Consider the following 26,344-nt stretch of genomic DNA (forward strand, 5'->3'; position numbering starts at 1 on the left):
GCGGGCGCGGGTCAGCCGCCGGTGAATGCCGGCGGGACCTCGATCTGCACCGCGATGCGGCTGGCCGCCATCGGGCCGATGACCCGGGTCGCCACGTCGCGGTGCCGCGGGTCGTCCAGGTAGGCGTCCAGGCCCGCGGCGTCGGCGACCACGGCGACCACGCCGAAGTCGCCGCCCTGGCGCAGGCCCAGCGCCGGGCCGCACTCGTACCGGTGCAGCGACGGCATCCGCGCGGTGAGCTCGCGCAGCGTGCGGACGAGCTCGTCGACCTGGCCGGCGGTCACCGCCGGCCGCCAGGTCCAGATGACCAGGTGAGCGATCACCGGGCAACTGTACGAAAGTGATGAGTCAAACTCAACACTCGTGTACAGTCCGCGGCGACGAGGAGGTGGGCGATGGGTCCGCGGATCGCCGTGGTGGGCTCGGGCGCGAACGGCGGCTCGGTCGCGGCCGACCTGATCCGGGCCGGGCACGACGTGGTGCTGATCGAGCAGTGGCCGGAGCACGTCGAGGCCATGCGCCGCGCCGGCCTGCGCATCGAGATGCCCGGCGAGACGGTCACCGTCGACGTGCGGGCGCACCACCTGTGCGAGGTGTGCACGCTGCGCGACCGGTTCGACCTGGTTCTGGTGCTCATGAAGGCCTACGACACCCGCTGGGCCTGCCAGCTCGTCGAGCCGTACCTGCGCCCGGACGGCCTGGTCGTCGGCCTGCAGAACGGGATGACGGCCGACGTGATCGCCGACGTCGTCGGCGCGCGGCGCACGCTCGGCGCGGTCATCGAGGTCTCCTCGATGATGGTCGATCCGGGAGTGGTACGGCGATACACGCCGCCGGCGCGCTCGTGGTTCGCCCTCGGCGGGCTGGACGACTCCGCCGCCGCGAGGTCGCCGGAGGTCGCCGGGCTGGACGACTCGGCCGCCGCGAGGTCGCCGGAGATCGCCGGGCAGGACGACTCCGCCGCCGCGAGGGCGCCGGAGGTCGCCGGGCTGCTGCGCGCCGCCGGGACCGTCGAGGTGGTCGGCGACATCCGCTCGGCCAAGTGGATGAAGCTGGTCAGCAACGCCACGACGCTGGCGAGCACGGCGATGCTCGGCCTGCCCATGCTCGACGCCCTGGCCGTGCCCGGCATGCGGGAGCTCATGCTGCGGGCCGGCCGGGAGGCGGCGGCCGTCGGCGCCGCGCTGGGCCACCGCCCGCTGCCCATCTTCGGGCTGACCCCGCAGGACATGACCGGCGCCGGCCCCGCCCGGATCGCCGAGCTGCTGCTCGACACGCTCTACGCCGGCTTCGTGCGGCCCGGCGCCACCACGACGATCCTGCACGACTGGCGCAAGGGCCGGCGCAGCGAGACCGGCGACATCAACGGCCGGGTGGTCGGCGGCGCCGCGCTGGTGCCCGGCGGGGCGCCGGTCAACGCCGCGATCGTGGCGATCGCCGAGCGCATCGAGCGGGGCGAGCTGCGGCCCGGCCCGGCCGTGCGGGACCTGCTGGCCGAGCTGGCCGGGCCGGTGCCCGTTGACAGCGCTGTTGAGTGAGACTAGAACTTTGCTGAACACCGCAGCCCTGTGAAACGTGTCGCGACCATACTTCAGGCTGGCAGGCGACCGCCGGACGAACCGTGGCGGCGCGTAAGCTGGCCTTGACGTTTGGGCGACATGTTGTGAAGGGGCATTGAACGTGAGCGAGATGGACGCCGTCGGTAGCCGGATCCGCGCCGCGCGCCAGGCCCGAGGGATGTCCCTGCGCGCGCTCGCCGAGAAGGTGGGCGTCTCGGCCAGCATGCTGTCGCTGCTGGAGACCGGTCGCTCCCGATCCTCGATCCCCACGCTCTACGCCGTGGTCGAGGCCCTGGACATGTCGATGGACGAGCTCTTCTCCGGCACGTCGATCAGGCCCTTCCCGGCCGAGGCGCCCGGTGCGCCCGCCGGCCCGGCCGGGCGCGACCCGGCGCCGCCGGGCTCCGAGCTGACCGTGGTGCGGGCGCACAACCGGCGCCGCATCGAGATGGAGAGCGGCGTCGTGTGGGAGCAGATCGGCCACAACGACGAGGACGGCGTGGAGTTCATGCTCGTCACCTACCCGCCGGGGGCCTGCTCCAGCGACTCCGGTCGCTACCAGCGGCACAACGGCCTGGAGTGCGCCCACGTCATGCAGGGCGAGCTGACCTGCAAGGTGGCCTTCGAGGAGGTCACGCTGTATGCGGGGGACAGCATCACCTTCGACTCCTCGCGCCCGCACCTGCTGGAGAACAACGGCAGCGTCGACATGCGCGCGGTGTGGCTCGTGCTGAGCCACCGCGCGGCGGCCGCGCCGGACGTGCTGGCGGCCGAGCGGCTGGCCCAGCACCTGCCCAACGTCGTCGCCATGGGCCGGCCCCGCACCGAGGGCCGGCGCCGCCCGTAGGCATTCACGTTGATAAACGCAGGTCAACGAGTGTCAAGTGAGACTTGACATGGTGTGACCTGCCTCCCATGATTGGTGCCACCGGTCCCGCGTCCACCGCCAGCGACGGACCGGCAACCGACACCCCTGGCGCCGTCTGAGGAGGTTCAGCCTCACATGACCAACCTGCTTCTCGCCGGCGGCATCGTCGTCACCTGCGCCGGCCGGCACGACGTGCTGTGGCCCGGTGACGTTCTGATCCGCGACGGCCGGATCGCGGCGATCGGCCGCGACCTCGCGGTCACCGACGCGGAGCGGATCGACGTGAGCGGGCGGATCGTGATGCCCGGCCTGGTCGACACCCACCGGCACACCTGGCAGTCCGTCGTGCGCAACATCGCCTCGGACTGGACCCTCGACCAGTACCTCGTCGGCCTGCACGCGGGCCTGAGCCGCTACTTCCGCCCCGAGGACACCTACGCGGGCAACCTCGTCGGCGCGCTGGAGGCGCTCGACGCGGGCATCACCACGCTGCTGGACTGGTCGCACAACCTGTTCACCCCGCAGCACGCCGACGCCGCGGCCGACGCGCTGCAGGAGGCCGGCCTGCGGGCGGTGTTCGCCCACGGCGGCGGCGCCAACCAGTGGGGCGGCGTGATGCCCTCGCCGGTGCCGCACCCGGGCGACGACGTGCGCCGGCTGCGCGCCGGCCGCTTCGCCTCCGACGACGGCCTGGTCACCCTGGCCGTCGCCCTGCGCGGCCCGCAGTTCTCCACGATGGAGGTCACCACCGGCGACTTCCTGCTCGCCCGGGAGCTCGGCCTGCGCGTCTCCGTGCACGTCGGCGACGGGCACTGGGGCAAGACCAAGCCGATCCACCAGCTCGACGCGGCCGGCCTGCTCGCGCCCACCACGACCTACGTGCACTGCAACACGATCGCCGAGGACGAGCTGAAGCTGATCGCCGACAGCGGCGGCAGCGCCTCGATCGCCCCGGACGTCGAGATGCAGATGGGCCACGGCTGGCCCGCGACCGGCCGGCTGCTCGCGGTGGGCATCACCCCGTCGCTGTCGGTCGACGTGTGCAGCTCGATCGGCGGCGACATGTTCACCACCATGCGCACCACCCTGGCCGTGCAGCGGGCCACCGACAACAGCGCGGCGGTCGAGGCCGGCGAAGCCCCCGACCGGGTCAAGCTCAGCTGCGAGGATGTGCTGCGCTTCGCCACGATCGAGGGCGCCCGGGCCAACGGGCTCGGCCACGTCACCGGCTCGCTGGAGGTCGGCAAGGCGGCCGACATCGTCATCCTGTCCAACGACACGCTCGCCACCACGCCGATCAACAACCCGTTCGGCACCATCGTCTACAGCGCCCACCCCGGGCTGGTCCGCGACGTGCTCGTCGCCGGGCGGTTCGTCAAGCGCGACGGCCGGCTCGTCGGCGTCGACCTGGACCGGCTGCGCTCGCTCGCCGAGGCGTCCCGCGACCACGTCATCGGCTCCCTGGAGGGCGCCGCGATCGGCGGCCGCTGGCAGCCCGAGCCGAAGCTGAACCTGGCGTGAGCGTGCTCGGACTGGCCCGCCCCGACGCCTCGTCGGACGCACCGTCGGTGCGCCCGACCGACCCGGTCGGCCGCCGCCTGCTCGGCTGGCCGACCACCCGGGCGGCGGCCGCGGTGGTGGTGCTGTTCGCGGTGAGCGCGGCGCTGTCCGACGCTAGCGTCGGGCGCACCGCGCTGCTGGCGATGCTGCCCTTCGCCGCGCTCACCGCGATCGTCGCCGCCGGGCAGACCCTCGTCGTGCAGCAGGCCGGGCTGGACCTCTCGGTCGCCGGCGGCATCTCGCTCGGCGCGCTGATCGTGGCGAAGTACGGCGGCCCGCACCACCTCGGCGCCGCGCTCGCGGTGACCCTCGCGCTGGCCGCCGCGCTGCTCGCCGGGCTGGTCAGCGGCCTGGTCATCACCGCCTTCGGGCTGCCGCCGCTGGTCGTGACGATCGCCGTCAACGCGCTGCTGATCGGTCTGGTGCAGTACCTCTCCGGCGGCTACAGCGCGCAGGCCCCGCCGGTCCTCACCGACTTCGCGGTCGGCCGCACCGCCGGCGTGCCCAACCTCGTCCTGGTGGCCGTCGCCGTGATCGCGCTGGCGCAGCTGGCGCTGAAGACCACCGTGGTCGGCCGGCGGTTCGAGCTCGTCGGCGCCAACCCGCGGGCCGCGCACGCCGCGGGCATCGGCACCCGCCGGTACATCGTCTCGGCCTACGCACTGTCCGCGGTGCTCGCCGGCGGCACCGGGGTCCTGCTCGCCGGCTTCCTGCGCACCACGACGCTGACCGCCGGCGACGCCTACCTGCTGCCGTCGGTGGCCGCCGTCGTGCTCGGCGGCACCGCGCTGAGCGGCGGCCGGGGCAGCCTGACCGGCACCGCGCTCGGCGCGCTGTTCCTCGGCCAGCTCAACCAGCTCGTGCAGACCTACACCCAGACCACCGCCGTGCAGAACATCGTGCAGGCCGTGATCATCGGCGTCGGGATCGTCGTGCAGCTCAACCTCGCCGCCCGGCTGCGGCGCCGCGCGGTCCGCCGCAACCCCACCTGATCCTCGCAACTCTGCTCCGCGGTCCGGCCCCCTGCCGCACCGCCGTCAGCCCCTGCCCGAAAACACTGCCCGAAAACACCCCCCTTGGAGTTTCCATGTCCGCATTCAGACGTGCCGCGCTCGCCGCCGGCACCGCCGCACTCCTCGCGGCCGCCGGCTGCTCCACCACCAACAAGACCGGGCCCGCCGCCGGCGGCGACCCGAGCGCCGCCGCCCAGGTCGCCGTCGGCAACTCCGGCCCCGTCTCGGCCCTGGTCGCGATGGACTCGGTCTGCGGTACCAAACCGATCAAGGTCGGCCTCGTCGACGGCTTCGGCACCAACTCGTGGTCCAAGATCGTGCGGGCCGAGGTCGAGGACGAGGCGAAGAAGTGCCCGGCCGTCACCGGCGTCGAGTACGTCGCCGGCCGCGGCGACCTGCAGGCCACCCTGGCCGGCATCACCAGCCTCACCAGCAAGGGCGTCAACGTGCTGCTGGTGATCCCCGACGCCGGCCCGGGCGCCTCGCACCTGTCGGCGCTGCGCGCGGCGGCCAAGGCCGGCGTCACGGTCATCCCGATCGCCTCCGACCCGACCGGCAAGGCGGGCGCGGACTACTTCGACTACGTCGACTGGGACACCGAATACTCCGGCGAGGTGTGGGCCCGGTGGATGGTCGCCCGGCTCGGCCCGAAGGGCGGCAACATCGTGCTGCTGGGCGGCCCGGCCGGCAACGCCGTCTCCGCCGCCGAGCTGGCCGGCATCAAGAAGGTCCTCGCCGGCGCGCCGCAGGTGAAACTGCTGACCGAGGAGCCGGTGACCACGAACTGGGACCCGGCGATGGAGCAGCAGGCGATGAGCGGGCTGCTCGCGAAGTACCCCCAGATCGACGGCGTCATCGGCGACTACGGCGCCTCCGTCGCGGGCGCCATCCGCGCCTTCGAGAGCGCCGGACGGCCGCTGGTGCCGATCGCGACCACCGACGACAACGAGCTCAGCTGCGGGTTCGACGCGCTGAAGGCGAAGCACAGCGGCTACGAGCTGGCGACGGTGTCCTCGCGGACCTGGATCGGCCGGGTCGGGCTGCGCAAGGGCGTCGCCGTCGCCAACGGCAAGGCCGACGCCGAGCCGTCGCTGCTGCAGCTGGACCTCTACGAGGACTCGACCGGCACCGGCCAGGGCGCGCTCGCGCCGGCCAAGGCCTGCAAGTCCGGCGTGCCCAACGACGCGCCGCCGTCCTCCCAGCTCAGCGGCGCCCAGCTCGGCGCGCTGTTCACCGGCTGATGGGTACCGCGGCATCGCCGGCGCTCGCGCTGACCGGGATCGTCAAGCAGTACCCGGGCGTGCGCGCCCTGGACGGGGTGGACCTGACCGTGTGGCCGGGCCGGGTCCACGCCGTCCTCGGCGAGAACGGCGCCGGCAAGTCCACGCTCGTCGGCGTGGCGGCCGGCTCGGTCACCCCGGACGAGGGGCGGATCACGATCCTGGGCCGCGACTACCCGGCCATGACGCCCGCCGTCGCCCGCGAGCACGGCCTGGCGCTGGTGTACCAGACGCCGGCGCTGGCCCGCAGCCTGACCGTCGCCGAGTCGATGCTGGTGCTGCTGCCCGAGCAGGTGCGCCCCAAGGTCGGCGCGGCGGCCGCGTGGACCGGCGCCCACCTGCGCGGGCTCGGCCTGGACATCGACCCCGGCCTGCCGGTCGGCGAGCTGACCGGGCGCGAGGCGCACCTGGTCGAGATCGCCGCGGCGCTGGCCACCGACCCGAAGGTGCTGGTCCTCGACGAGCCGACCGAGGCCCTCGGCCCGGACGAGACGGCGTGGCTGTTCGAGCGGATCCGGGAGCTGGTCGAGCGCGGTACCGCCGTCGTCTACATCACCCACCGGATCCCCGAGATCCGCGAGATCGCGCAGACCATGACGGTGATGCGCGACGGGCGGGTGGTCGGCGGGGGAGCGGTCGGCGACCACACCGACGAGCAGATCGTCGAGATGATCGTCGGCCGGTCCCTGGACACCACGTTCCCCGGCAAGCCCGACCTGAGCGCCGCGCCCGTTGTCCTGGCCGTCGAGGCGCTCTCCGGCACCGGCTTCCACGACGTCGGCGTCCGGGTGTCGGCCGGCGAGATCGTCGGCTTCGCCGGCGTGGAGGGCAACGGGCAGCGCCAGGCGCTGCGCGCGCTGGCCGGGCTGGTCCGCTCCCACGGCCGGGTCACGCTCGCCGGCCGGGCGGTGTCGCTGTCCGGCCCGGCGGCCGCGGCCCGCCACGGCATCGCGTTCCTGTCCGGGGAGCGGCTGCGGGAGGCCGTGTTCGGCGACCTGAGCGTGCGGGAGAACGTCGCCGCGCTCTCCCTGTCGCGGGTGTCGCTGCTGCGCACCCTGCTCCTGGCGGGCAAGGAGCGGGCCCTCGTGTCGTCCGCGGTCGGCGGGCTGCGGGTGAAGGCGGCGAGCCTGGAGACACCGGTCGGTACCCTCTCCGGCGGCAACCAGCAGAAGGTGCTGCTGGCCCGGGCCAGCCTCGGCCACCCCACGGTGCTGCTGGTCGAGGACCCGACCCAGGGCGTCGACGCCGGCGCCCGGCTGGAGATCTACCGCGTGCTGCGGGACCTGGCCGGCCACGGCACGGCGGTGATCGTGCTGTCCACCGACGCGGTCGAGCTGGAGGGGCTCTGCGACCGGGTGCTCGTCTTCTCCCGCGGCCGCATCCAGGCCGAGCTGGCCGCCGCCACCCTGTCCGAGCGGGACATCACCGGCGCGGCGGTGCTCGCCACCGAGCGGACGGTGGCCGCTCCAGCGGCCTCCGTCCACCGGGCCCGGCGCCGGCGGCCGCTGGGCGGCGAGACCAACGCGGTGCTGATGCTGGCGCTCACCGTGCTGGTCGGTGGGGTCACCGCCGGGAACTCACCGGCGTTCCTCGGCGCGCTGAACGTCGGGCAATTGCTGCTCGCGACCGCGTCGCTGGCCATGGTCAGCCTGGGGCAGCTGCTGGTGGTGATGACCGGCGGGATCGACCTGTCGGTCGGCTCGGTGGTCGCGCTGTCGGTGGTCACCGCGTCGTTCTTCGGCGGCGGCCCGCCGGCGCTGTTCGCCGTGGGCGTGCTGGCCGCGGCCGCGGCCGGGGCGCTGGTCGGGCTGGTCAACGGCGTGCTGGTCACCCGGGTCGGCCTGCCGGCGGTGGTGGCGACGCTGATCACCTCGATCGGCGTGCTCGGCGTGGCGCAGCTGCTGCGGCCGCTGCCGGGCGGGCAGGCCGGCGACACGCTGCTGGCCGCGCTGGGCACCACGGTCGGCGGGGTGCCGGTCGTGTTCGCCGTCGTCGTCCTGGTCGGGGTCGGCGGGCACGTGCTCGTGCGCCGGGCCCGGGCGGGCCGGGCGCTGCGGGCGACCGGCTCGGATCCGGTGTCCGCGGCCCGGATGGGCGTCGCGACCGTCCCCGCCCGGCTGCTGTCCTACCTGGTCGCCGGCGCGCTGGCGGCCGGCGGCGGGGTGGCGCTCTACGCGCAGACCGGCGTCGGCGACGCCTCGGTCGGCCAGGCCCTCACGCTGGCCTCGGTGACGGTCGTGGTGCTGGGCGGGGCGAGCATCTTCGGCGGTTCCGGATCGGCGCTGGCGACCCTGGTCACGGCGCTGTTCCTGCAGACCATCACCAGCTCGCTGAGCTTCCTGTCGGTCAGCCTGGCCTGGCAGTACTGGATTCAGGGCGTCCTTGTCGTCGCCGCGGCCGGCATCCCGTTGCTGCGCCGCCGCCGCGCCGTGGTGGCCCTCACCGCCGCGTAGCTCTCTACCGAAAGGCGCATTCATGTACCACGTCACCCGGATCGACGACGCGCTCGCCGCGACACCGGACGACTATCGCGGGCACAGCACCGGGTTCCGCCGGCAGGACTTCATCGGCCGCCAGTTCGGCTCGCACCACATGACGATGAGCGCCGCCGCGCTGGACGCCGGCGGCCGCGTCGGCGCGACCGTGCACTCCTACGAGAAGAGCCTGTGGATCCTCGGCGGCGAGCTGATCCTGACCATGCTGGGCCAGACGCTCACGCTGCGCCGCAACGACTGCGCGGTGGTGCCGGTCGCGGTGGCGCATCAGCTCACCACCGGCGGCGCCGGCGCCCGATGGCTGGAGATGTCGGCGCCGGTCCGGCTGCTGCTCGACAACCGCCGCCGGGACACCTTCTTCCTGCCCGACGACCTCGTCGCGGGGCAGGCGCAGCCGGTCGACCTGCGCGACCCGCGCAACCGGCACTTCTTCCGCTTCGACGAGAACTCGATGGACCTGCGGCGGCTGGCCCACGGCAGCGACCCGGCCGCGCCGGAGGTGTCGGCGAGCATGGCGACGGCGATGCTCGCCTACAGCGGCATCGGCATCCGGATGCTCGCCGACCAGCGCGTCAGCGCCCAGCTGCACACCATGTTCATGGTCGAGTACCAGCCCACCGCGGCGGCGCACCCGCACGACCACCCGTTCGAGGAGGCGTACGTCTTCACCGAGGGCGAGACCGAGGCGGTCGTCGAGGGCCGGCAGTTCGTCATGCGCCCGGGCGACGTGCTGTGGACCGGCTCCGGCTGCGAGCACGCGTTCTACAACCGCACCGAGGGCAAGACCCAGTGGATCGAGACGCAGGCGCCGCAGCCGCCGGCCCAGCACTCCTACCGGTTCAGCCGCGACTGGGAGTACCTCGGCGACCGGCTGTGCGTCGGCACCCGGGTCGAGCCCGCGAAGGTGGCCGGCGATGCGTGAGCCGGTCGGCCTGCTCGGCACCGGCCGGATGGGCACCGCGATCGGGCGCCGGCTGCTCGCCGCGGGCGAGGCGCTGACCGTCTGGAACCGCACGCCGGAAAAGGCCGGGCCGCTGGTGGCCGAGGGCGCGACGGCCGCCGGATCGGCCGCCGATCTGGCCGCCTGTCCGGTGGTTTTCGTGGTGGTCTCCGCCTCCGACGACCTGCTGGCCGTGCTGGGCGGGCCGGACGGCCTGCTGGCCCGGCCGGCCGGGCTGCGGGTGGTGGTCGACTGCTCGACCGTCTCGGAGGCGGCGTCGGCGCGGGCGCGCTCGCTCGCCGCCGCGGCCGGGGCCGGCTTCGTGGCCGCCCCGGTCAGCGGCAACCCGTCGGTGGTGGCCGCCGGCGAGGCGTGCTTCGTCGCCTCCGCCCCGCCGGATCAGTTCGCGCTCGCCGAGCCGCTGCTGCGGCGGATCGGCAAGCTCGCGGTGCGGGTCGGCGACGGCGAGCAGAGCCGGCTGGTGAAGCTGTGCCACAACCTGTACCTGGGCGTGATGGTCCAGGCGCTGGCCGAGGTGACCGTGCTGGCCGAGAAGAGCGGCGCCGACCGGGCGGCGTTCCTGCGGTTCATCGGCGAGACCGTGGTCGGCTCCGCGTGGGTGCGCGGCCGGGCGCCGGCGCTCGCCGCGGGGGACTGGACGCCGACGTTCACCAACACGTTGCTGCGCAAGGACTTCGACCTCGGGCTCGCCGCCGCGCGGGAGCACGAGGTCCCGATGGCCGTCGCCGGCCTGACGCACCAGCTGATCCAGGCCGCGGTCGGCCGCGGACTGGGCGAGCTCGATCTGCTGGCGCTGTACACGATGCAGGCCGAGTCGGCGGGGTTGCCCCGATGATGACGGCGGCCGTGTACCACGGCGTGGGGGACGTGCGCCTGGAGGAGCGGGAGCGGCCCGCACCGGCGCCCGGCGAGGTGCTGGTGCGGGTCCGCGCGGCCGGCGTGTGCGGCAGCGACGCCGCCGAGTACCTCCACGCGCCGACCCTGATCCGCGGCGACGGGCGGCGCGCGCTGGCGCCGGTGACCCTCGGCCACGAGTTCGCCGGCGAGATCGTCGAGGTGGGCGCCGGCGTCGACCCGGCCCGGGCCGGCGAGCTGGTCGCCTGCGGCGCCGGCATCAGCTGCGGCGACTGCCGCATGTGCCGGCTCGGCCGGACCAACCTGTGCGCGGGCTATCACACCATCGGCTTCCACCGCGACGGCGGGCTGGCCGGGTACGTCACCGCGCCCGCCGCCATCTGCGTCGGCGTCGGCGACCGCCGGCTCGGCCCGGACACCGCCGCGCTCGCCCAGCCGATGGCGGTGGCCGTGCACGCCCGGCGGCGCGGCGGGGCCGGCCCCGGCGACCTCGCGATCGTCGTGGGCGTCGGCGGCATCGGCGCGTTCCTGACCTACGCGTGCGCGGCCGCCGGGCTGCGCGTCTGGGCCGCGGACGTCGACCCGCGGCGCCTCGGCCTGGCCCGCGCGCTCGGCGCCGAGCGGGTGATCGACGCCCGCACGGACGCGCCCGCGCGGGTCCTCGCCGACGCCGGGCAACGCGCCGACGCGGTCTTCGAGGTCACCGGTCGGGCCACGGGCCTCGACGCCGCCGCGGACGCGACCCCGCCGGGCGGCCGCCTCGTGCTCGTCGGCATCCAGCACGCGGCCCCGGCCGTGCCGGCGGCCCGCTGGACCCTGCAGGAGGTCGACGTCGTCGGCACCGTGGCGCACGCGTGCGCGAGCGACCTGCCGGCGGCCCTGGACGCGCTCGCCGCCCGTCCGTCCTGGGACGACATCGCCCCGACCGTCCACCCGCTGGCGCGGCTGGTGGGGGAGGGGCTCACGCCCGCCCCGCCGGGGACGCCGCGCCCCACCAAGGTCCTCTTCGATCCCGCCGCGGTCGAGGCCCGCCCGGCGGACCACCGCCGCACCGGCAAGGAGTCCCGATGACGACGAACGAGTTCGACGGCGCGCCGGCGCTGGTGTTCCGGCACGCCACGGTCGTGACCGTCGACGAGGCGGGCGTGATCGCCGACGGCGACGTGCTCGTCGTCGGCGACCGCATCGCGGCCGTCGGCACCGGGCTCGCCGTGCCCGAGGGCACCGTCGAGATCGACGGCCGCGACGGCATCCTGATGCCGGGCATGATCGACACCCACCGGCACATGTGGCAGGCCAACCTGCGCGGCCTGGGCGCCGACTGGACGCTCAGCGAGTACTTCACCTTCTACTACCTCAAGTGGGGCCGCTACACCCGCCCGCGCGACATCTACGCCGGCAACCTGCTGTCCGGCGTGGAGTCGGTGGACGCCGGGGTCACCACCACCGTCGACTGGTCGCACGGCCTGCGCACGGTCGAGCACGCCGAGGCGGCGGCCGACGCCCTGCTCGCCGCGGGCGGCCGGTTCGTGCTCGCCTGCGGCAACCTGCTCGGCGGGCCGTGGGAGTGGGCCAACGATCCGGCGTTCCGGGCGTTCGTGGCCCGCCGCGCGGCCGGCGACACCGACCGGCTGGCGCTGCAACTGGCCTTCGACGTCACCAGCGACCCGGCGTTCCCGGAGCGCGCCGCCTTCGCGGCGGCCCGGGAGCTGGGGCTGCGGGTGACCACGCACGCGGGGGTGTGGCAGGCCACCAACGACGTCGGCATCCGGCAGATGTGGGACGCCGGGTTCATGGACGAGACGGTCACCTACGTGCACTGCTCGACGCTGTCGGAGGAGTCGTACCAGAAGATCGCGGCCAGCGGCGGCACCGCCTCGGTGGCCACGGAGAGCGAGATGAACGCCGGGCAGGGCTACCCGCCCACGTTCCTGCTGCGCCGCTACGACATCCCGGTGTCGCTGTCGCAGGACACCAGCGTCTGGTGGAGCGGCGACATGTTCGCCGCGATGCGGGCCACGCTCAACGCCGACCGGGCCCGCTGCCACCTCGAGGCGCACCGCGCGGGCAGCACGGTGACCGCCAACGAGGCCCGCGCCGAGGACGTGGTGCGGTGGGCCACCCTCGGCGGCGCGCGGGCCATCGGCCGCGAGGCCGACCTCGGCAGCATCCGGCCCGGCAAGAAGGCCGACCTGGTGCTGGTGAAGAACGACCGGTCGCCGGCCATGCGCCCGATCCTGCATCCCTACGGGCACCTGGTCTTCCAGGCCGGCCGCGGCGACGTGCACACGGTGCTCGTCGACGGCCGGGTGGTCAAGCACGCCCACCGCCTGCGCGGCGTCGACCTCGGCGCGGTCCACGACGACGTCGAGCGCACCGTGGAGTTCTTCCGCTCGACCATGGGCGACGAGGCGTGGCACGAGGCGATGGCGCCGCCGCTGCCGGTCGGCGAGCGCATCGACAACCCCTACACGTATTCGGCCGTCGACGGCCGGGACGCGAAGTAACACAGGAAGCGAGACAACCATGGGTACCGCCACCTTCGGCATGAACGTCGTGGACTGGGAGAGCCGGGTCGACCCCGACCGGCTGCGCCGGGAGCGGCTGGCGAGGCTGAAGCACCGGCTGGCGGAGTCGGAGGTGGGCGCGCTGCTCACCTTCGACTTCCACAACATCCGGTACATGACCGCCACGCACATCGGCACCTGGGCGATGGACAAGCTGATCCGGTTCGCGCTGCTGCCGCGCGGCGGCGAGCCGGTGCTGTGGGACTTCGGCTCGGCCGCCCGCCACCACCAGCTCTACGCGCCGTGGCTGGATTACCGCACCGGCGACGGGGTCGCCGAGGGCGCCCGCGGCACGAGCGGCGCGCGGGCCGGCATCTCGGTGCTGCGCGGCGCGTTCCACCCCGACGCGGGCGTGGCCGAGTCGGTCGCCCAGAAGATCTACGAGGAGCTGGAGCGCTACGGCCTGCACACCGCGCCGGTCGGCGTGGACGTGGTGGAGATGCCGATCCTGCAGGCGTTGCGGGCCAAGGGCCTGGAGGTCGTCGACGGGCAGCAGGTGTTCCTCGAAGCTCGGCGGATCAAGACGCCCGACGAGATCACGCTGCTGACCACGGCGGCGTCCATGGTGGACGCGGCCTACGACGAGCTCTACGGCTTCCTGCGCCCGGGGGTGCGGGAGAACGAGACCGTCGGCCTGGTCGCCCGGCGCCTGTTCGACCTGGGATCCGAGCACGTCGAGGGGGTCAACGCGATCTCGGGCGAGCGGTGCTCGCCGCACCCCCACGTGTTCAGCGACCGGCTCATCCGCCCCGGCGACCCGGCGTTCTTCGACATCCTGCACAGCTTCATGGGGTACCGCACCTGCTACTACCGCACCTTCGCGGTGGGCAGCGCATCGCGCGCGCAGGTGGACGCCTACCGGCGCTGCCGCGAGTATATGGACCGGGCGATCGAGCTGGTGAAGCCGGGCGCGACCACGGCCGACATCGTGAGCGTGTGGCCGGCCGCGCAGGAGTTCGGCTTCGCCGACGAGGAGGCCGCCTTCGCGCTGCAGTACGGCCACGGCGTGGGCCTGTCGATCTGGGAGAAGCCCATCTTCAGCCGGCTGGTGTCGCTGGATCACCCGGAGGTGCTGGAGGAGGGCATGGTGTTCGCGCTGGAGACCTACTGGCCGTCGGCCGACGGCGTGGGCGCCGCCCGCATCGAGGAGGAGATCGTCGTGACCGCCGACGGCGCCGAGGTCATCACCAAGTTCCCGGCCGAGCAACTGCTGGTCGCCGGGCAGCGCTACTACACCACGGCCGGCCCGCTGCCGCTGCAGCGCCACGCCCAGTCGCACATCAACAACCGCGACGGGGCGGAGGGCTGATGGCGATCGCGACGCTGAACCCGGCCACCGGCGTGGTCGAGCGCACCTTCGCGCCGATGACGGAAGGCGAGGTCGAGGCCGCGCTGGCCGCCGCCGCGGGGGCGGCCGCCGCCCTGCGCCGCACGGGCTTCGCCGAGCGCGCCGCCTGGATGCGGGCGGCGGCCGACCTGCTGGAGGCCGACGCGCCGGCGCTCGCGGCGACGCTGACCCGGGAGATGGGCAAGACGCTCGCCGCCGCCGAGGCGGAGGTGCGCAAGTCGGCCCGCGGCTGCCGGTTCTACGCCGAGCACGCCGAGGCGATGCTGGCCCCCGAGCCGGCCGACGCCGCCGGGGTCGGTGCCGCCGCGGCCTGGTCGGTCTACCAGCCGCTGGGCGTGGTGCTCGCGGTCATGCCGTGGAACTTCCCGGTCTGGCAGGTGCTGCGCTTCGCCGCGCCGGCCCTGATGGCGGGCAACGCCGGGCTGCTCAAGCACGCGTCGAACGTGCCGCAGACCGCCCTGTACCTCGGCGCGCTCTTCGAGCGGGCCGGGTTCCCGCCCGGCGCGTTCGGCACGCTGCTGATCGGCTCGGCCGGCGTCGAGCGGGTGCTGCGCGACGACCGGGTCGCCGCGGCCACGCTCACCGGCAGCGAGGCGGCCGGCCGGTCGGTGGCCCGCATCGCCGGCGACGCGCTGAAGAAGACCGTCCTGGAGCTCGGCGGCTCCGACCCGTTCCTGGTCCTGCCCAGCGCCGACGTCTCCCGGGCGGCGGCCACCGCGGTCACCGCGCGGTGCCAGAACAACGGGCAGTCGTGCATCGCCGCCAAGCGGTTCATCGTGCACGCTGGCGTCTACGACGAGTTCCTCGACGCCTTCACCCGGGGCATGGCGGCGCTGCGGGTCGGCGACCCGGCCGGCCCGGGCACCGACGTCGGGCCGATCGCCACCGAACAGGGCCGGGCGGAGCTGGAGGAGCTGGTCGCCGACGCGGTGGCCAAGGGCGCGAAGCTGCTGACCGGCGGCGAACGGCCGGCCGGGCCGGGCTGGTTCTACCCGCCGACGGTGCTGGCCGGCGTCGACGCCTCGATGCGCCTGTACCGCGAGGAGACGTTCGGCCCGATCGCCGCCGTCTACCGGGTCGACGACCTCGACGAGGCCCTCGCCCTGGCCAACGCGACCGCCTTCGGCCTCGGCGCGGTCGTGTGGACCACCGACGAGGCCGAGCGGGCCCGGTGCATCGCCGAGCTGGAGTCCGGCGCCGTCACCGTCAACGGCATGACGGTGTCGTACCCCGAGCTGCCCTTCGGCGGCATCAAGACCAGCGGCTACGGCCGGGAGCTGGCCGCCGCCGGCATCCGCGAGTTCTGCAACCTCAAGGCGGTGTGGGTGGGCCGGTGAAGATCTCCGGGTGATGTGACAGCTCGACCCGGGTGCGGCGGATGTGGCCCTCCAGCACCCGGCCGGCGTCCACGGCGTCACGGCGGCGCACGGCGTCGAGCAGCAGCCGGTGCTCGGCGTTGACGACCCAGCGGCGGGCGTCGCCGGTGAGCGTCATGAACAGCCGGCGGTAGTGCTGGGTGGAGTTCCACAGCCGGACCACGATGCCCGCCAGGGGCTCGACGTCGCAGCGCGAGTAGGTCAGCAGGTGGAACTCGCGGTCCAGGCGCAGGAACTCGGTCACGTCGGTGTACCGCTCGATCGCCTCCTGCAGCCCCTCCAGCTCGGCGACGGCCGCGTCGTCGAGCCGGGGGAGGCTCTCGGCGAGAGCGAGGGGCTCCAGCCGCTCGCGCATCTGGTAGACGACGTCGACCTCGCGGGGGCCCAGCCGGGGCACCCGGGCGCCCTTGTTCGGCTCCAGCTCGGTGAGGCCCTCCGCGGTGAGCATGCGCAGGGCCTCGCGGACCGGCAGCCGGCTGGAGCCGAGCCGCTCGGCGATCTCCTCCTGGCGGATCCGCTCGCCGGGCGCGATCTCCCCGTCGAGGATGGCCTGGCGCAGCCGCGCGGCCACCCGCACGCTGGCCGGGTCAGTCACGTCCATCCGGCGCCGCACCGGTCCGGTCGAACGCCTTGCCGTGCGGATACGACACGAGCTCGAACTGCATTCCCCACGGTGCCAGAAAGTACACCCACCGCTGCCCGGCGCTGGGACCCGAGCTGGCGGTCGGGTCGCCGAGCACGGTCACGCCGCCGCGGCGCAGGTAGTCGACGGCGGCGTCGAGGTCCTCGACGTACAGGGCGACGTGGTGGCCGCCGATGTCGCTGTTGCGCGGCTGGTTCGGGTCCTGGTCGGGCGCCTCGTACTGGAACACCTCGAAGATCGCCCGGTCGCCGCAGCGGAAGAAGTGCAGCCGCCGCATCACCGCGCGCGGGTCCACCCCCAGGTGCTCGGCCATCCAGTCGTCGTCGTGCTGGAACGGGCCGAGCGAGTACATGTACTCGCAGCCGAGCACGTCCACCAGGAACCGCCTCGCCTGCTCCAGGTCGGGCACGGTGAAGCCGATGTGGTCGACCCCGGTCAACCCCGGCAGTGTTCCCATGCGTACCTCCAAATGGATCCGTTTCTGCGCCAATCCTAGGCTCGCAGGGCCTTGACCGGCCATATTGGATCCATTTTACTGAGGCGAGTCCCGCTAGCCCGAAGGGGTGCAGTCATATGCCTGAGCGCCGCCCGCTCACACCGGACCAGCCGTGGGTCGAGTTCACCGTCACCGACGCCGACTGGGACGCCGCCGCGCCGGAACTGCTGACCTCGATGTACAGCCAGCTGATCCTGATCCGGACCTTCGAGCAGTCTGTGCTCGAACTGGCCGCCGAGGGGCTGGTCCACGGCCCCGCCCACTCCTCCATCGGGCAGGAGGGCGGCGCGGTCGGCTCGGTTCTCGCCCTGCGGGCCGGGGACACCGTCAACGGCTCGCACCGCGGCCACCACCAGTTCCTGGCCAAGGCGCTCGCCCACGTCGAGCCGAAGGGCATCGACCCGGCCGCCGACTACTCGCCGGAGGTGCGCGACGTGGTCCTGCGCACCCTGGCCGAGATCTGCGGCCTGGACCGCGGCTGGAGCCACGGCCGCGGCGGCTCGATGCACCTGCAGTGGAAGCCGGCCGGCGCGATCGGCACCAACGCTATCGTCGGCGGCGGCGTCCCGCTCGCGGCCGGCTCCGCCTGGGCGCACCGGCACTCCGGCACCGACGCCGTCGCGGTGACCTACTTCGGCGACGGCGCCATCAACATCGGCTCCACCCTGGAGACGTTCAACCTGGCCGCCGCCTGGCGCCTGCCGCTGTGCTTCTTCGTGGAGAACAACCACTACGCGGTGTCCACGACCGTCGAGGAGTCGACCGCCGAGCCGCGGCTGTCGGCCCGCGGTCCCGGCTTCGGCATCCGCAGCTGGCGGGTGGACGGCATGAACGTGCTCGCCGTGCACCTCGCGATGCGGGAGGCCGTGTCGGCGATGCGCGCCGGTGAGGGTCCGACCTTGGTGGAGGCCGACGTGTATCGGTACTACCACCAGAACGGCCCCTTCCCGGGCAGCGCCTTTCGCTACCGCACCCGGGCCGAGGAGGACACCTGGCGGGCCCGCGACCCGATCACCCAGCTGGAGGCGCACCTGGCCCGGCGCGGCATCCTGGCGCCGGAGCAGCAGCAGGCCGCCGTCGCGCGGGCGAAGGAGTTGCTCGCCGAGGCCGGCGCCGTGCTGCTCGAGCCGGCGCCGGGCGGCAAACCGCGGGAGCGGCGCATCCGGCCGGGCGAGTGGCCCGATCCCGCCTTCGTCGACGTCGGCGTCCGCGGCGACCTGTCGGAGTTCGCCGGCGCGCGCACCGCCGACCGCGCCGACTACGGCCCGACCGTCCCGGTGAAGTTCGTCGACGCCGTCGCGAAGGTGATGGAGCGGCGGATGGCCACCGACGAGCGGATCGTGGTGATGGGGGAGGACGTGCACCGCCTCAGCGGCGGCACCAACGGCGCCACCCGCGGCCTCACCGACACCTACCCCGGCCGGGTGCTCGGCACGCCGATCAGCGAGAACGCGTTCGCCGGCCTGGGCGGCGGGCTGGCCCTGGACGGCCGCTACCGCCCGGTCGTGGAGTTCATGTACGCCGACTTCATGTGGGTCGCCGCCGACCAGCTGTTCAACCAGATCGGCAAGGCCCGGCACATGTTCGGCGGTGACGACCCGGTGCCGCTGGTGCTGCGCGCCAAGGTGGCCATGGGCACCGGTTACGGCTCCCAGCACTCGATGGACCCGGCCGGCGTGTTCGCCACCGCGGCCGGCTGGCGGATCGTCGCGCCGTCCACGCCGTTCGACTACGTCGGCCTGATGAACAGCGCGCTGCGCTGCCAGGACCCGGTGCTCGTGCTCGAACACGTCGACCTCTACGCCGCCACCGGCGACGGCCCGGCCGACGACTGGGACTACTGCCTGCCGGTCGGGCGCGCCGCGGTGCGCCGGACCGGCTCCGCCGTCACCGTGCTCACGTACCTTGCGATGACCGGCACGGTGCTCGACACCGTCGAGCGGACCGGGGTCGACGCGGAGGTGATCGACCTGCGCTGGCTCGACCGGGCCAGCATCGACTGGGACACCATCGGGGCGAGCGTGCGCAAGACCAACCGGGTGCTGATCGCCGAGCAGGGTGCGCTCGGCACCTCCTACGGCGGCTGGCTGGCCGACGAGATACAACGCCGCTGGTTCGACTGGCTCGACGCGCCCGTCGAGCGGGTCACCGGCGGCGTCGCCTCACCCAGCATCAGCAAGGTGCTGGAGCGCGCCGCCATCGCCGGCCCCGACGACGTCGCCCGCCGCCTCGCCGAGCTGACCGCCGGGGGCCGCAATGCCTGAGCTGCTGCGCATGCCGGAGATCGCGGCCAACACCGAGGAGGCGATCCTGGCCGGCTGGCCGGTCGCGGTGGGCGAGCCGTTCGCGGCCGGCGCCGTCATCGCGACCATCGAGACCGCCAAGGCCGCCGTCGACGTCGAGGCCCCCGCGCCCGGCGTGCTCCTGCGCGCCTTGGTCGCCGAGGGCGCCAACGTGTCCGTGGGCGACCCGATCGCGCTGCTCGGCTCCCCGGGCGAGACGGTGGACGACATCGACGCGGCCCTTGCGGGCCTGGGGCTCGCCGCCCCGCCGGCCCGGGTCTTCGCCAGTCCCTTGGCACGCAAGATGGCCCGCGAGGCCGGCATCGCCTTCGAGACCCTTGAGGGTACGGGTCCGCAGGGCCGGGTGGTGCGAGCCGACGTCGAGCGGGCCCTGGCCGAGCGCGCCCCGGCCCCTTTGCCCGCTCCGGCCCCTTTGCCCGGCCCGGCCCCGGCCCCTTTGCCTGCTCCGGCCCCTTTGCCCGGCCCGGTCGTTGCCCCGGCGGCGGTGGATTCCACATTGGTGCCGCACTCGCGGGTGAGGCGGGCCATCGCGCGCCGGCTCACCGAGAGCAAGTCCACCGTCCCGCACTTCTACCTGCGCGGCAGCGCCCGGGTCGATGCCCTGCTGGCGCTGCGGGCGGAGCTCAACGCCGCCGCCGCGGTGAAGATCTCGGTCAACGACCTGATCGTCAAGGCGGTCGCCCAGGCGCACACCGCGGTCCCGGACGTCAACGTGCTGTGGACCGACGACGGCATGCGGCCGTTCCCGGCCGTCGACGTCGGCATCGCCGTGGCCACCGACGGCGGCCTGGTGACCCCGGTGCTGCGGGAAGCCGACCGGATGAGCGTGAGCCAGGTCGCCGCGGCCACCCGGGACTTCGCCGAGCGCGCCCGGCGCGGCGGGCTCAGGCCGGACGAGCTGGAGGGCGGCAGCACCACCGTGACCAACCTCGGCATGTACGGCACCGAGGAGTTCGCCGCGATCATCAACCCTCCACAGTCGACGATCCTCGCCGTCGGCGCGGCCCGCCGGGAGCCGGTCGTCACCGACTCCGGCGAGCTCGCCGCCGCCACGGTCCTGCGGGTGACCCTGTCGGTCGACCACCGCGCCATCGACGGCGCCCTGGCCGCGCAGTGGATGCGCGCCTTCGTCGCGATCCTGGAGCGGCCGCTGCGGATCGTCTGTTAGCTGTAGGCGACGGTGAGCCTCCCGTCTCGCTGGGCGGGGGCGTGCACGGTGAGCGTGCGGGTGGTGCCGTTCCACGTCCAGGCGTCCGGGCTCAGCTTGCGGCCGTTGACCCGGACGGCCTTCGGGGGCGTGGCGTTGGCGAACGTGACCGTCCAGGCCCGGTGCGCCGCGGACCGGGCCGGCGCGATCGTCACCGTGTGCCGGTCGTAGGTGATGCCGGTGGCGCCGCCGTCCTCGGACAGCGTGAACCGGCCGGGCCGGCCCTCGGCGACGGTGACCGTCAGGTCGCCGACCGGCTGCGCGTCGCCCGCCACGTCGGCGCTGCGGGTGACGAGCATCCCGCCCGAGCGGATGAACACCGGCATGGTGTCCAGCGTGGTGGTGACCTCCGCGGTCGTGCCGCCCTGGTAGGTGCGGCCGGTGAAATAGTCGGTCCACGTGCTGCCGGCCGGGAACCAGACCTTCGTCGTGGCGCTCGGGCCCGGATCGGTCGCCGGGGCCACGAGCACGTCCGGGCCGTAGAGGTACTCGCTCGACGCGTTGGCGTAGGCCTCCTGATCGTCCGGGTACTGCAGGTAGAGCGGCCGGGCGATCGGTAGCCCCGCGGCGCTGGCCTGCCGGGCGAGCGTGTAGGTGTAGGGCACGAGCCGCTCCCGCAGGTTCAGGAACGCCGTCGCCGACCGCCGCGCGTCCGGGCCGTACTGCCAGGGCAGCCGGTCGCTGTGGTTGGAGTGCAGCCGGTCGATCGGCTGGAAGGTGCCGAACTGCACCCAGCGCGCGTAGAGGTCGTCGGGCAGCTTGGTGCTGCCGGGCTCGCTGCCCGGCTCCTGCAGGCCCATGGTGTGGCCGCCGATGTCGTGGCTGACCGAGGGCAGCCCGGTCGCGACCGACTCGCCCGGGGTGTACCCGACCTCGTACTTGAGCGTCTTCCAGTCGGAGATGGTGTCGCCGGTGAAGTGCAGCGTGGTGCGCTTCTCGGCCCACGGCCCGGTCGGCACGCCGACCTGGCCGCCGTAGCCGCCGGCCTGCAGCGACCCATATCCGCGGGAGAACGCGAAGCTGTCGTCGCCGGCATACGCCAGGTTGATCCAGCTGTCCGGGGTGACCCCGGCGAGGCCGGAGTACGACCCGTCGCAGCACCAGTCCAGCCACCAGAAGTCGACGCCGTACTGCTCCATCGTGCGGTGCAGCCCGAGGTACGCGGCGAGCTGGTCCGGGTCGCCGAAGTCGAACACGTAGCAGTCGCCGCCCCCGCCGCCGCAGCCGCCGCGGGCCAGCTTGCCCTTCGCCGTCGCCTGCGCCTGCGGGAACAGCGGGTCGGCGGCCAGGATGCTCGGGTGCACGTTGAGGGTCGTGTGCAGGCCCTGCGCGTGCGCCCAGGCGAAGAACGCCGCCGGGTCGGGGAACTTCTGCGGGTCGATCGCCCAGCTGTTCCACCGGTTGGGCGCCTTGAAGTCGGTGTCGACCACGAGCACGTCCAGCGGGACCCGCTCGGCGCGGAACCGGGGCACGATCGTCTGCTGGAAGTCGGCGGCGGTGCGGTCGTAGTACTCGGAGTACCACACGCCGTAGGCCCAGCGAGGCAGGAGCTTGGCCGGGCCGGTGAGGGTGGCCAGATCGGCCAGGCCCCGCTGGTAGTCGTGGCCGTAGCCGAAGACGTAGCCGTCCAGGTACGGCAGACCGCCGTGGGCCGGCCGCGGGGTCACCGCGCGGGTCGCCGGGTCGTAGAGCGCCGAGGGGGTGTCGTCGATGAGCGTCCAGCCGTCCTGGTACAGCAGGCCGGGCGTGGTGACCGCGGTGCCGTCGACGCCGTCGAGGCCGCGCCGGTAGCCGCCGAGCGGGGCGTGCGGGGCCAGCAGCGGGCTGCCCCGGCCCACGACGGCGACCGTGTCGAAGTTGACGTGGCAGCTGGTCGCGTCCGGGCAGCCCAGCGTCACCGTGTTGTCACCGGCGGCCAGGTCGACCGGGACGGCGATCGTGCGCCAGGCGTCCCAGCCGCTCGTCGGGGCGAGCGTGACCGTCGCCGGGGCGGCGGAGCCGGCCTGCACCGAGATCCGCCGCGGCTGGATCGGGTCGGGCGTGGCCTCGGCGTTGGCGTAGCGCAGCTGCAGCGTGTACGAGCCGGCCGCCGGTACCCCCGTGATGTGAATGGCGGTGCCCGCGCCGGCCCGCTCGAGCCCGGCCAGGAAGCCCAGCCCGGAGTAGCCGTCGTGGTCGTTCGCGAGCTTGGCGCCGCCGGTGAGCGCGCCGGTGTCGGCCTCGCAGATCGCGCCGAACCGGCACGCCGCCGGCTCGGGCGGCGTCGGGGCGGGGTAGCCGGCCCCGGGCGCGAGCACGGCCAGGCTGTCGACGTTGACATTGCCGGAGTCGCTCGCGGACCGCACGATCGTCACCGTGTGCCGGCCGGCCGGCAGGGTGAGCGGCACGGCCGCGACGGCCCAGGTGTCCCAGCTCCCGGTGACCGGCAGCGTCAGCGTTTGGGCCGACCCGCCGTCGATGGTCACGGTGAGGGTACGCGTGGTGTTCTGCCCGTCGCCGCCCTGGCTGTTGGCGTAACGGACCGCGAGCTGGTGCTCCCCGGCGGCGTCCACGTCGAAGCCGATCGCGTGGCCGGTGGCGACGAACCCGGCGGCGAAGCCGCGGCCGGTGTACCCGGCGTGGTCCGTGGCGACCGCCGGGCCGTCCAGCTTCAGGTCCTCGGCCTCGCACAGCCGCCCGGCCGGGCAGCGCGGGCCGGCCTGGGCCGCCCACGGCCGGGCGGCGACGCTCTGCCCGGCCACCCGCAGGCTGAGCTGCAGGTTCTCGTCGGTGAACGGCCCTGAGCCGGCCTGGTAGCGCAGCGTCACCGCGCCGGTGTCGATGGTCAGCCAGCCGTTGATCGTCTTCGCCGTGAACGGCGTCCGGCGGAAGTCGTCGCGGCCGACCGCGTTGAACGTCGCCGCGTCGACGAACCGGCTGTCGCCGGCGTACTCGGTGCGGATCAGCGTGGGGGAGAGCACCTCGAAGCGGGCCTTACCCGACACGACGGCCGAGTCACTCGCCGGCCGGGGCGGCGGCGCGGCGAGCGCGGGCGGGGCCGGCAGCAGCCCGGCGATGACGGCGAGGACGGCGGCGACGGTGAGGAAGCGTGGCGACGTCGGCGGGCGCAGAACCATGGACGGCTCCTCGGCTCGGCCGAGGGCCCGAGTGGGATGGCTGTGGCCATCGACCGAGAAGTATCGGGCAGATCCATCCGCATCGCTGGACGCGGACGTCCGAAATTTTCACATTGCCGGAACAACGTTGTAAAGAGGGCTTTACCGCCGGGGGACCACGCCGTGCCGCCGAACCGGCCGATCAGGCCGCGAAGGGCTACCCTCGAATCATGAGGACGGAGCCCCGATGAGGACGGGCGCCGCGGCCGACCACACCGGATACTTCCACGAGGCGATCCGCTACGACTCCGACGAGCACCTGCTCGCGGTCGTGGTGCCGTTCCTGCTCGGCGGGGTCGCCGCCGGCGAGCCCACCATGGTCGCCTTCGGCGAGCGCAACGCCGCCCTGGTCCGCGCCGCCCTGCCCACCGGCTGCCCGGTCACGTTCCTCACCGGCGGCGACGTCTACGCCCGCCCGGCCGGCGCGATCCGCTCGTACCGCCGCCTCCTGACCGACCACGTCGCCGCCGGCGCCGGGCAGATCCGTATCGTGGGCGAGCTGTCCCGCGAGTCGCTCGGCGCGACCTGGGACTGGTGGGCCCGCTACGAGTCGGCCATCAACCATGCTTACGACGAGTTCCCGCTGTGGAGCATGTGCGCCTACGACACGCGCACCACCCCACCGGCGGTCCTCGCCGACGTGGCCCGCACCCACCCGCGCACCGCGGGCCCGCACGGCCGGCACGAAGCGAATCCGCAGTACACCGACCCCGAACAGTTCCTGCTGGAGAACCGCCCGGCCCCGGCCGACCCGATCCAGCAGGCCCCGCCGGTCGCCGACCTGCGAGACGCGTCTCCCGCCGAGGCTCGCGCGGCGGTCCGCGCCGCCGACGACGGCAGCCTGCCCGCCGCCGAGGTCGAGCACCTCGTGCTGGCGGTGAGCGAGGCCGTCACCAACGCCCAGGTCCACGGCCACCCCCCGCTGCGCATGCGGGTGTGGCGCGGCGCGGGCCGCATGGTCGTCACCGTGGCCGACCGCGGCCCCGGCCCGAGGCATCCCTACGCCGGCCTGCTCCCGGTCGCGGGCGGCGGCGCCACCGGCGGCACTTCCGCCGGCCTGGGCCTGTGGATCGCGCACCAGGTGTGCAGCCACGTGAGCCTGCACCGCGACCCGGACGGCTTCACCATCCGCCTGACCGCCGGCCCGCCCCACACCGGCTGACCAGCGCATTTCAGCGGCCACAGGCACCTTCGCCGGAGGAGGCGGCCGCGGCCATCCTGTTGCAGCGTCGCCGCGACACCGGCCAATGGACATTGCCCGGCGGCGCCCCGGACATCGGCGAAAGCGCCGCTCAGCGCGCGGCACACGACGAGACCGGCATCCTCGCCGAGGTCACGGGCCGCCGGTGGGCACGAGCGGTCATCGGCGCCGACCCGGGGCGGCGCGACGGTGCGGATGTCGCACCCGTCGGGCGCGCGCCATCCGATCCGCGCGGCCGAACACGACGTATGTCTCCGTGATCATGATGCCTGCGGTGACCGCACACCGGGTTTGCCATGATCCCGGAGAGTTGTGGTACACGGGGGTACATCAGCGCTCCGTGATCATGAAAAACCGGTGGTGTCGATGCCGGTTGCGCATGATCGCGGAGACTTCCGGTCGCTGCGCCGCGGTGTGCAGCGCCCGGCGCTTCGATCGCGGCTGACGATACCGGGACGGTATTGCCCGAACGGGATCGGACTTGGACGTCCGCCGCCGGACCGCGGTTGGCTCAGGGGGAACTGTGACTTCCCCGCGGAGGAGAGCCGTGACCGACTACCCATACCCCGATCCCGACATCGACCCGGCGGCGGCGATCGACGTCGCCAGCGACGTCGTCGTGATCTCGAACCGCAACGTCCCCCTGGTGCCCAACGTGGGCATCGTCGGGGGTACCGAAGCGGTCCTCGTCGTCGACACCGGCCTGGGCCCCGGCAACGCCGACAAGGTGCTGAAGTTCGCCCTCGACCACGCACGCGGCCGGAAGCTGTACCTCACCACCACCCATTTCCATCCCGAGCACGCGTTCGGCGCGAGCTCGTTCGCGGGCCAGGCGACCTGGATCGTCAACGCCGGCCAGGCGCGGGACCTGGCGATGAAGGGCCCCGGCTACCTGCGGCAGTTCCGGACGCTCGGCGAGCCGGTCGCCAAGGCCCTCGACGGGGCCGCGCTCGCGACACCGGACGTCGTGTACGACGGGGATTACGACCTCGACCTCGGCGGGCGCGTGGTGTCGCTGCGGCCCACCGGTCGCGCCCACACCCGCAGCGACCAGGTGGTCACCGTGCCGGACAGCGGGGTGCTCTTCACCGGAGACCTCGCCGAGCCCGGCCAGTTCGCGATCTTCCCGTGGTTTCCGCCGTACGACGTGGACGTCTCCGGCCTCGGCTGGATCGAGGTGATGCGGTCGCTGCGCGCCGGCGACCCGTCCGTCGTCGTCCCGGGACACAACGCCATCGGCGACGCCGCCATCCTGGACGAGGTCCGGACGTACCTCGAATGGCTGCGCGACGCGACCTGGCGCCGCCGCGACTCGGGGCTGCGCCAGGAGACCCTGACCGAGGAGATCATTGCCGAGGCCATCGCCCGGCACCCGCAGTGGGAGGGCCGGGAGTGGATCGCCCCCGCCGTCGCCTGCCTGTGCCAGGAGCACGCCCACTAGCGGCCGGGGTGCCGCG

The 26,344-nt window shown here is 73.9% G+C and carries 21 protein-coding genes; 17 read left to right on the forward strand and 4 right to left on the reverse strand.

The window, feature by feature from the left end:
* Positions 1-11 precede the first annotated feature (11 nt).
* Complete coding sequence (locus ACQPXD_RS11435) at positions 12-323, reverse strand: Dabb family protein (protein ID WP_432837506.1); 312 nt, start codon at positions 321-323, stop codon at positions 12-14.
* A 72-nt stretch (positions 324-395) separates the two neighbouring features.
* Here ACQPXD_RS11435 and ACQPXD_RS11440 point away from each other — a divergent pair, with 72 nt between their 5' ends.
* The 12 genes from ACQPXD_RS11440 (at position 396) to ACQPXD_RS11495 (ending at position 15,843) form a co-directional block, all read left to right on the forward strand.
* Positions 396-1,538: a ketopantoate reductase family protein gene (locus ACQPXD_RS11440; RefSeq protein ID WP_432837508.1), complete on the forward strand. Its 1,143-nt coding sequence runs from the start codon at positions 396-398 to the stop codon at positions 1,536-1,538.
* A 151-nt stretch (positions 1,539-1,689) separates the two neighbouring features.
* Positions 1,690-2,406: a helix-turn-helix domain-containing protein gene (locus ACQPXD_RS11445; RefSeq protein WP_432843804.1), complete on the forward strand. Its 717-nt coding sequence runs from the start codon at positions 1,690-1,692 to the stop codon at positions 2,404-2,406.
* Between the two features lie 156 nt (positions 2,407-2,562).
* A complete protein-coding gene (locus ACQPXD_RS11450) occupies positions 2,563-3,948 on the forward strand; it encodes an amidohydrolase family protein (protein WP_432837510.1) in 1,386 nt (461 codons plus the stop codon).
* Positions 3,945-4,979 carry an ABC transporter permease gene (locus tag ACQPXD_RS11455; RefSeq protein ID WP_432837512.1) on the forward strand — a complete coding sequence of 345 codons (1,035 nt, stop codon included), beginning with the start codon at positions 3,945-3,947 and terminating at the stop codon, positions 4,977-4,979. The genes ACQPXD_RS11450 and ACQPXD_RS11455 overlap by 4 nt, the downstream gene beginning before the upstream one ends.
* 95 nt (positions 4,980-5,074) lie before the next feature.
* The gene (locus ACQPXD_RS11460) at positions 5,075-6,241 is read left to right on the forward strand and encodes a substrate-binding domain-containing protein (RefSeq protein WP_432837514.1); all 1,167 of its coding nucleotides are present in this window, start codon (positions 5,075-5,077) and stop codon (positions 6,239-6,241) included.
* Entirely contained in the window at positions 6,241-8,733 is a 2,493-nt protein-coding gene (locus ACQPXD_RS11465; protein WP_432837516.1) for an ATP-binding cassette domain-containing protein, read from the forward strand. The genes ACQPXD_RS11460 and ACQPXD_RS11465 overlap by 1 nt, the downstream gene beginning before the upstream one ends.
* A 22-nt stretch (positions 8,734-8,755) precedes the next feature.
* Positions 8,756-9,697, forward strand: coding sequence for a cupin domain-containing protein (locus tag ACQPXD_RS11470; protein ID WP_432837518.1), 942 nt, complete (start codon positions 8,756-8,758; stop codon positions 9,695-9,697).
* Entirely contained in the window at positions 9,690-10,571 is an 882-nt protein-coding gene (locus ACQPXD_RS11475) for an NAD(P)-dependent oxidoreductase (protein ID WP_432837520.1), read from the forward strand. Before ACQPXD_RS11470 ends, ACQPXD_RS11475 begins: the two co-directional genes overlap by 8 nt.
* Positions 10,568-11,662, forward strand: coding sequence for a zinc-dependent alcohol dehydrogenase (locus tag ACQPXD_RS11480; RefSeq protein ID WP_432837522.1), 1,095 nt, complete (start codon positions 10,568-10,570; stop codon positions 11,660-11,662). Before ACQPXD_RS11475 ends, ACQPXD_RS11480 begins: the two co-directional genes overlap by 4 nt.
* Positions 11,659-13,098: an amidohydrolase family protein gene (locus tag ACQPXD_RS11485; protein WP_432837524.1), complete on the forward strand. Its 1,440-nt coding sequence runs from the start codon at positions 11,659-11,661 to the stop codon at positions 13,096-13,098. Before ACQPXD_RS11480 ends, ACQPXD_RS11485 begins: the two co-directional genes overlap by 4 nt.
* Before the next feature lie 19 nt (positions 13,099-13,117).
* Positions 13,118-14,467, forward strand: coding sequence for a M24 family metallopeptidase (locus ACQPXD_RS11490; protein WP_432837526.1), 1,350 nt, complete (start codon positions 13,118-13,120; stop codon positions 14,465-14,467).
* Entirely contained in the window at positions 14,467-15,843 is a 1,377-nt protein-coding gene (locus ACQPXD_RS11495) for an NADP-dependent succinic semialdehyde dehydrogenase (RefSeq protein WP_432837528.1), read from the forward strand. The genes ACQPXD_RS11490 and ACQPXD_RS11495 overlap by 1 nt, the downstream gene beginning before the upstream one ends.
* Here ACQPXD_RS11495 and ACQPXD_RS11500 read toward each other — a convergent pair.
* Both ACQPXD_RS11500 and ACQPXD_RS11505 read right to left on the reverse strand, forming a co-directional pair.
* The gene (locus tag ACQPXD_RS11500; RefSeq protein WP_432837530.1) at positions 15,818-16,483 is read right to left on the reverse strand and encodes a GntR family transcriptional regulator; all 666 of its coding nucleotides are present in this window, start codon (positions 16,481-16,483) and stop codon (positions 15,818-15,820) included. The genes ACQPXD_RS11495 and ACQPXD_RS11500 overlap by 26 nt on opposite strands.
* On the reverse strand, positions 16,470-16,982 hold the full coding sequence (locus ACQPXD_RS11505) for a VOC family protein (protein ID WP_432837532.1): 513 nt from the start codon (positions 16,980-16,982) through the stop codon (positions 16,470-16,472). The genes ACQPXD_RS11500 and ACQPXD_RS11505 overlap by 14 nt, the downstream gene beginning before the upstream one ends.
* 116 nt (positions 16,983-17,098) lie before the next feature.
* Between ACQPXD_RS11505 and ACQPXD_RS11510 the strand changes: the two genes are divergently transcribed.
* Together ACQPXD_RS11510 and ACQPXD_RS11515 are read left to right on the forward strand one after the other, a co-directional pair.
* Entirely contained in the window at positions 17,099-19,285 is a 2,187-nt protein-coding gene (locus tag ACQPXD_RS11510; protein ID WP_432837534.1) for an alpha-ketoacid dehydrogenase subunit alpha/beta, read from the forward strand.
* Positions 19,278-20,492, forward strand: a complete 1,215-nt coding sequence (locus ACQPXD_RS11515) for a dihydrolipoamide acetyltransferase family protein (protein WP_432837536.1) — start codon at positions 19,278-19,280, stop codon at positions 20,490-20,492. The genes ACQPXD_RS11510 and ACQPXD_RS11515 overlap by 8 nt, the downstream gene beginning before the upstream one ends.
* Here ACQPXD_RS11515 and ACQPXD_RS11520 read toward each other — a convergent pair.
* Positions 20,489-23,647, reverse strand: a complete 3,159-nt coding sequence (locus tag ACQPXD_RS11520; RefSeq protein WP_432837538.1) for a TIM-barrel domain-containing protein — start codon at positions 23,645-23,647, stop codon at positions 20,489-20,491. The two genes, ACQPXD_RS11515 and ACQPXD_RS11520, sit on opposite strands and share 4 nt — an antisense overlap.
* A gap of 226 nt (positions 23,648-23,873) precedes the next feature.
* Here ACQPXD_RS11520 and ACQPXD_RS11525 point away from each other — a divergent pair, with 226 nt between their 5' ends.
* From ACQPXD_RS11525 to ACQPXD_RS11535, 3 genes are all read left to right on the forward strand, one after another.
* Positions 23,874-24,848: an anti-sigma factor RsbA family regulatory protein gene (locus ACQPXD_RS11525; RefSeq protein WP_432837540.1), complete on the forward strand. Its 975-nt coding sequence runs from the start codon at positions 23,874-23,876 to the stop codon at positions 24,846-24,848.
* Positions 24,770-25,147 (forward strand): NUDIX domain-containing protein, encoded by a 378-nt coding sequence (locus ACQPXD_RS11530; RefSeq protein ID WP_432837542.1) that lies wholly within the window; start codon positions 24,770-24,772, stop codon positions 25,145-25,147. The genes ACQPXD_RS11525 and ACQPXD_RS11530 overlap by 79 nt, the downstream gene beginning before the upstream one ends.
* A 287-nt stretch (positions 25,148-25,434) precedes the next feature.
* Positions 25,435-26,328, forward strand: a complete 894-nt coding sequence (locus ACQPXD_RS11535) for an MBL fold metallo-hydrolase (protein ID WP_432837544.1) — start codon at positions 25,435-25,437, stop codon at positions 26,326-26,328.
* Positions 26,329-26,344 lie beyond the last annotated feature (16 nt).

Source organism: Dactylosporangium sp. CA-092794, from assembly GCF_050948465.1.
Classification (GTDB): domain Bacteria; phylum Actinomycetota; class Actinomycetes; order Mycobacteriales; family Micromonosporaceae; genus Dactylosporangium.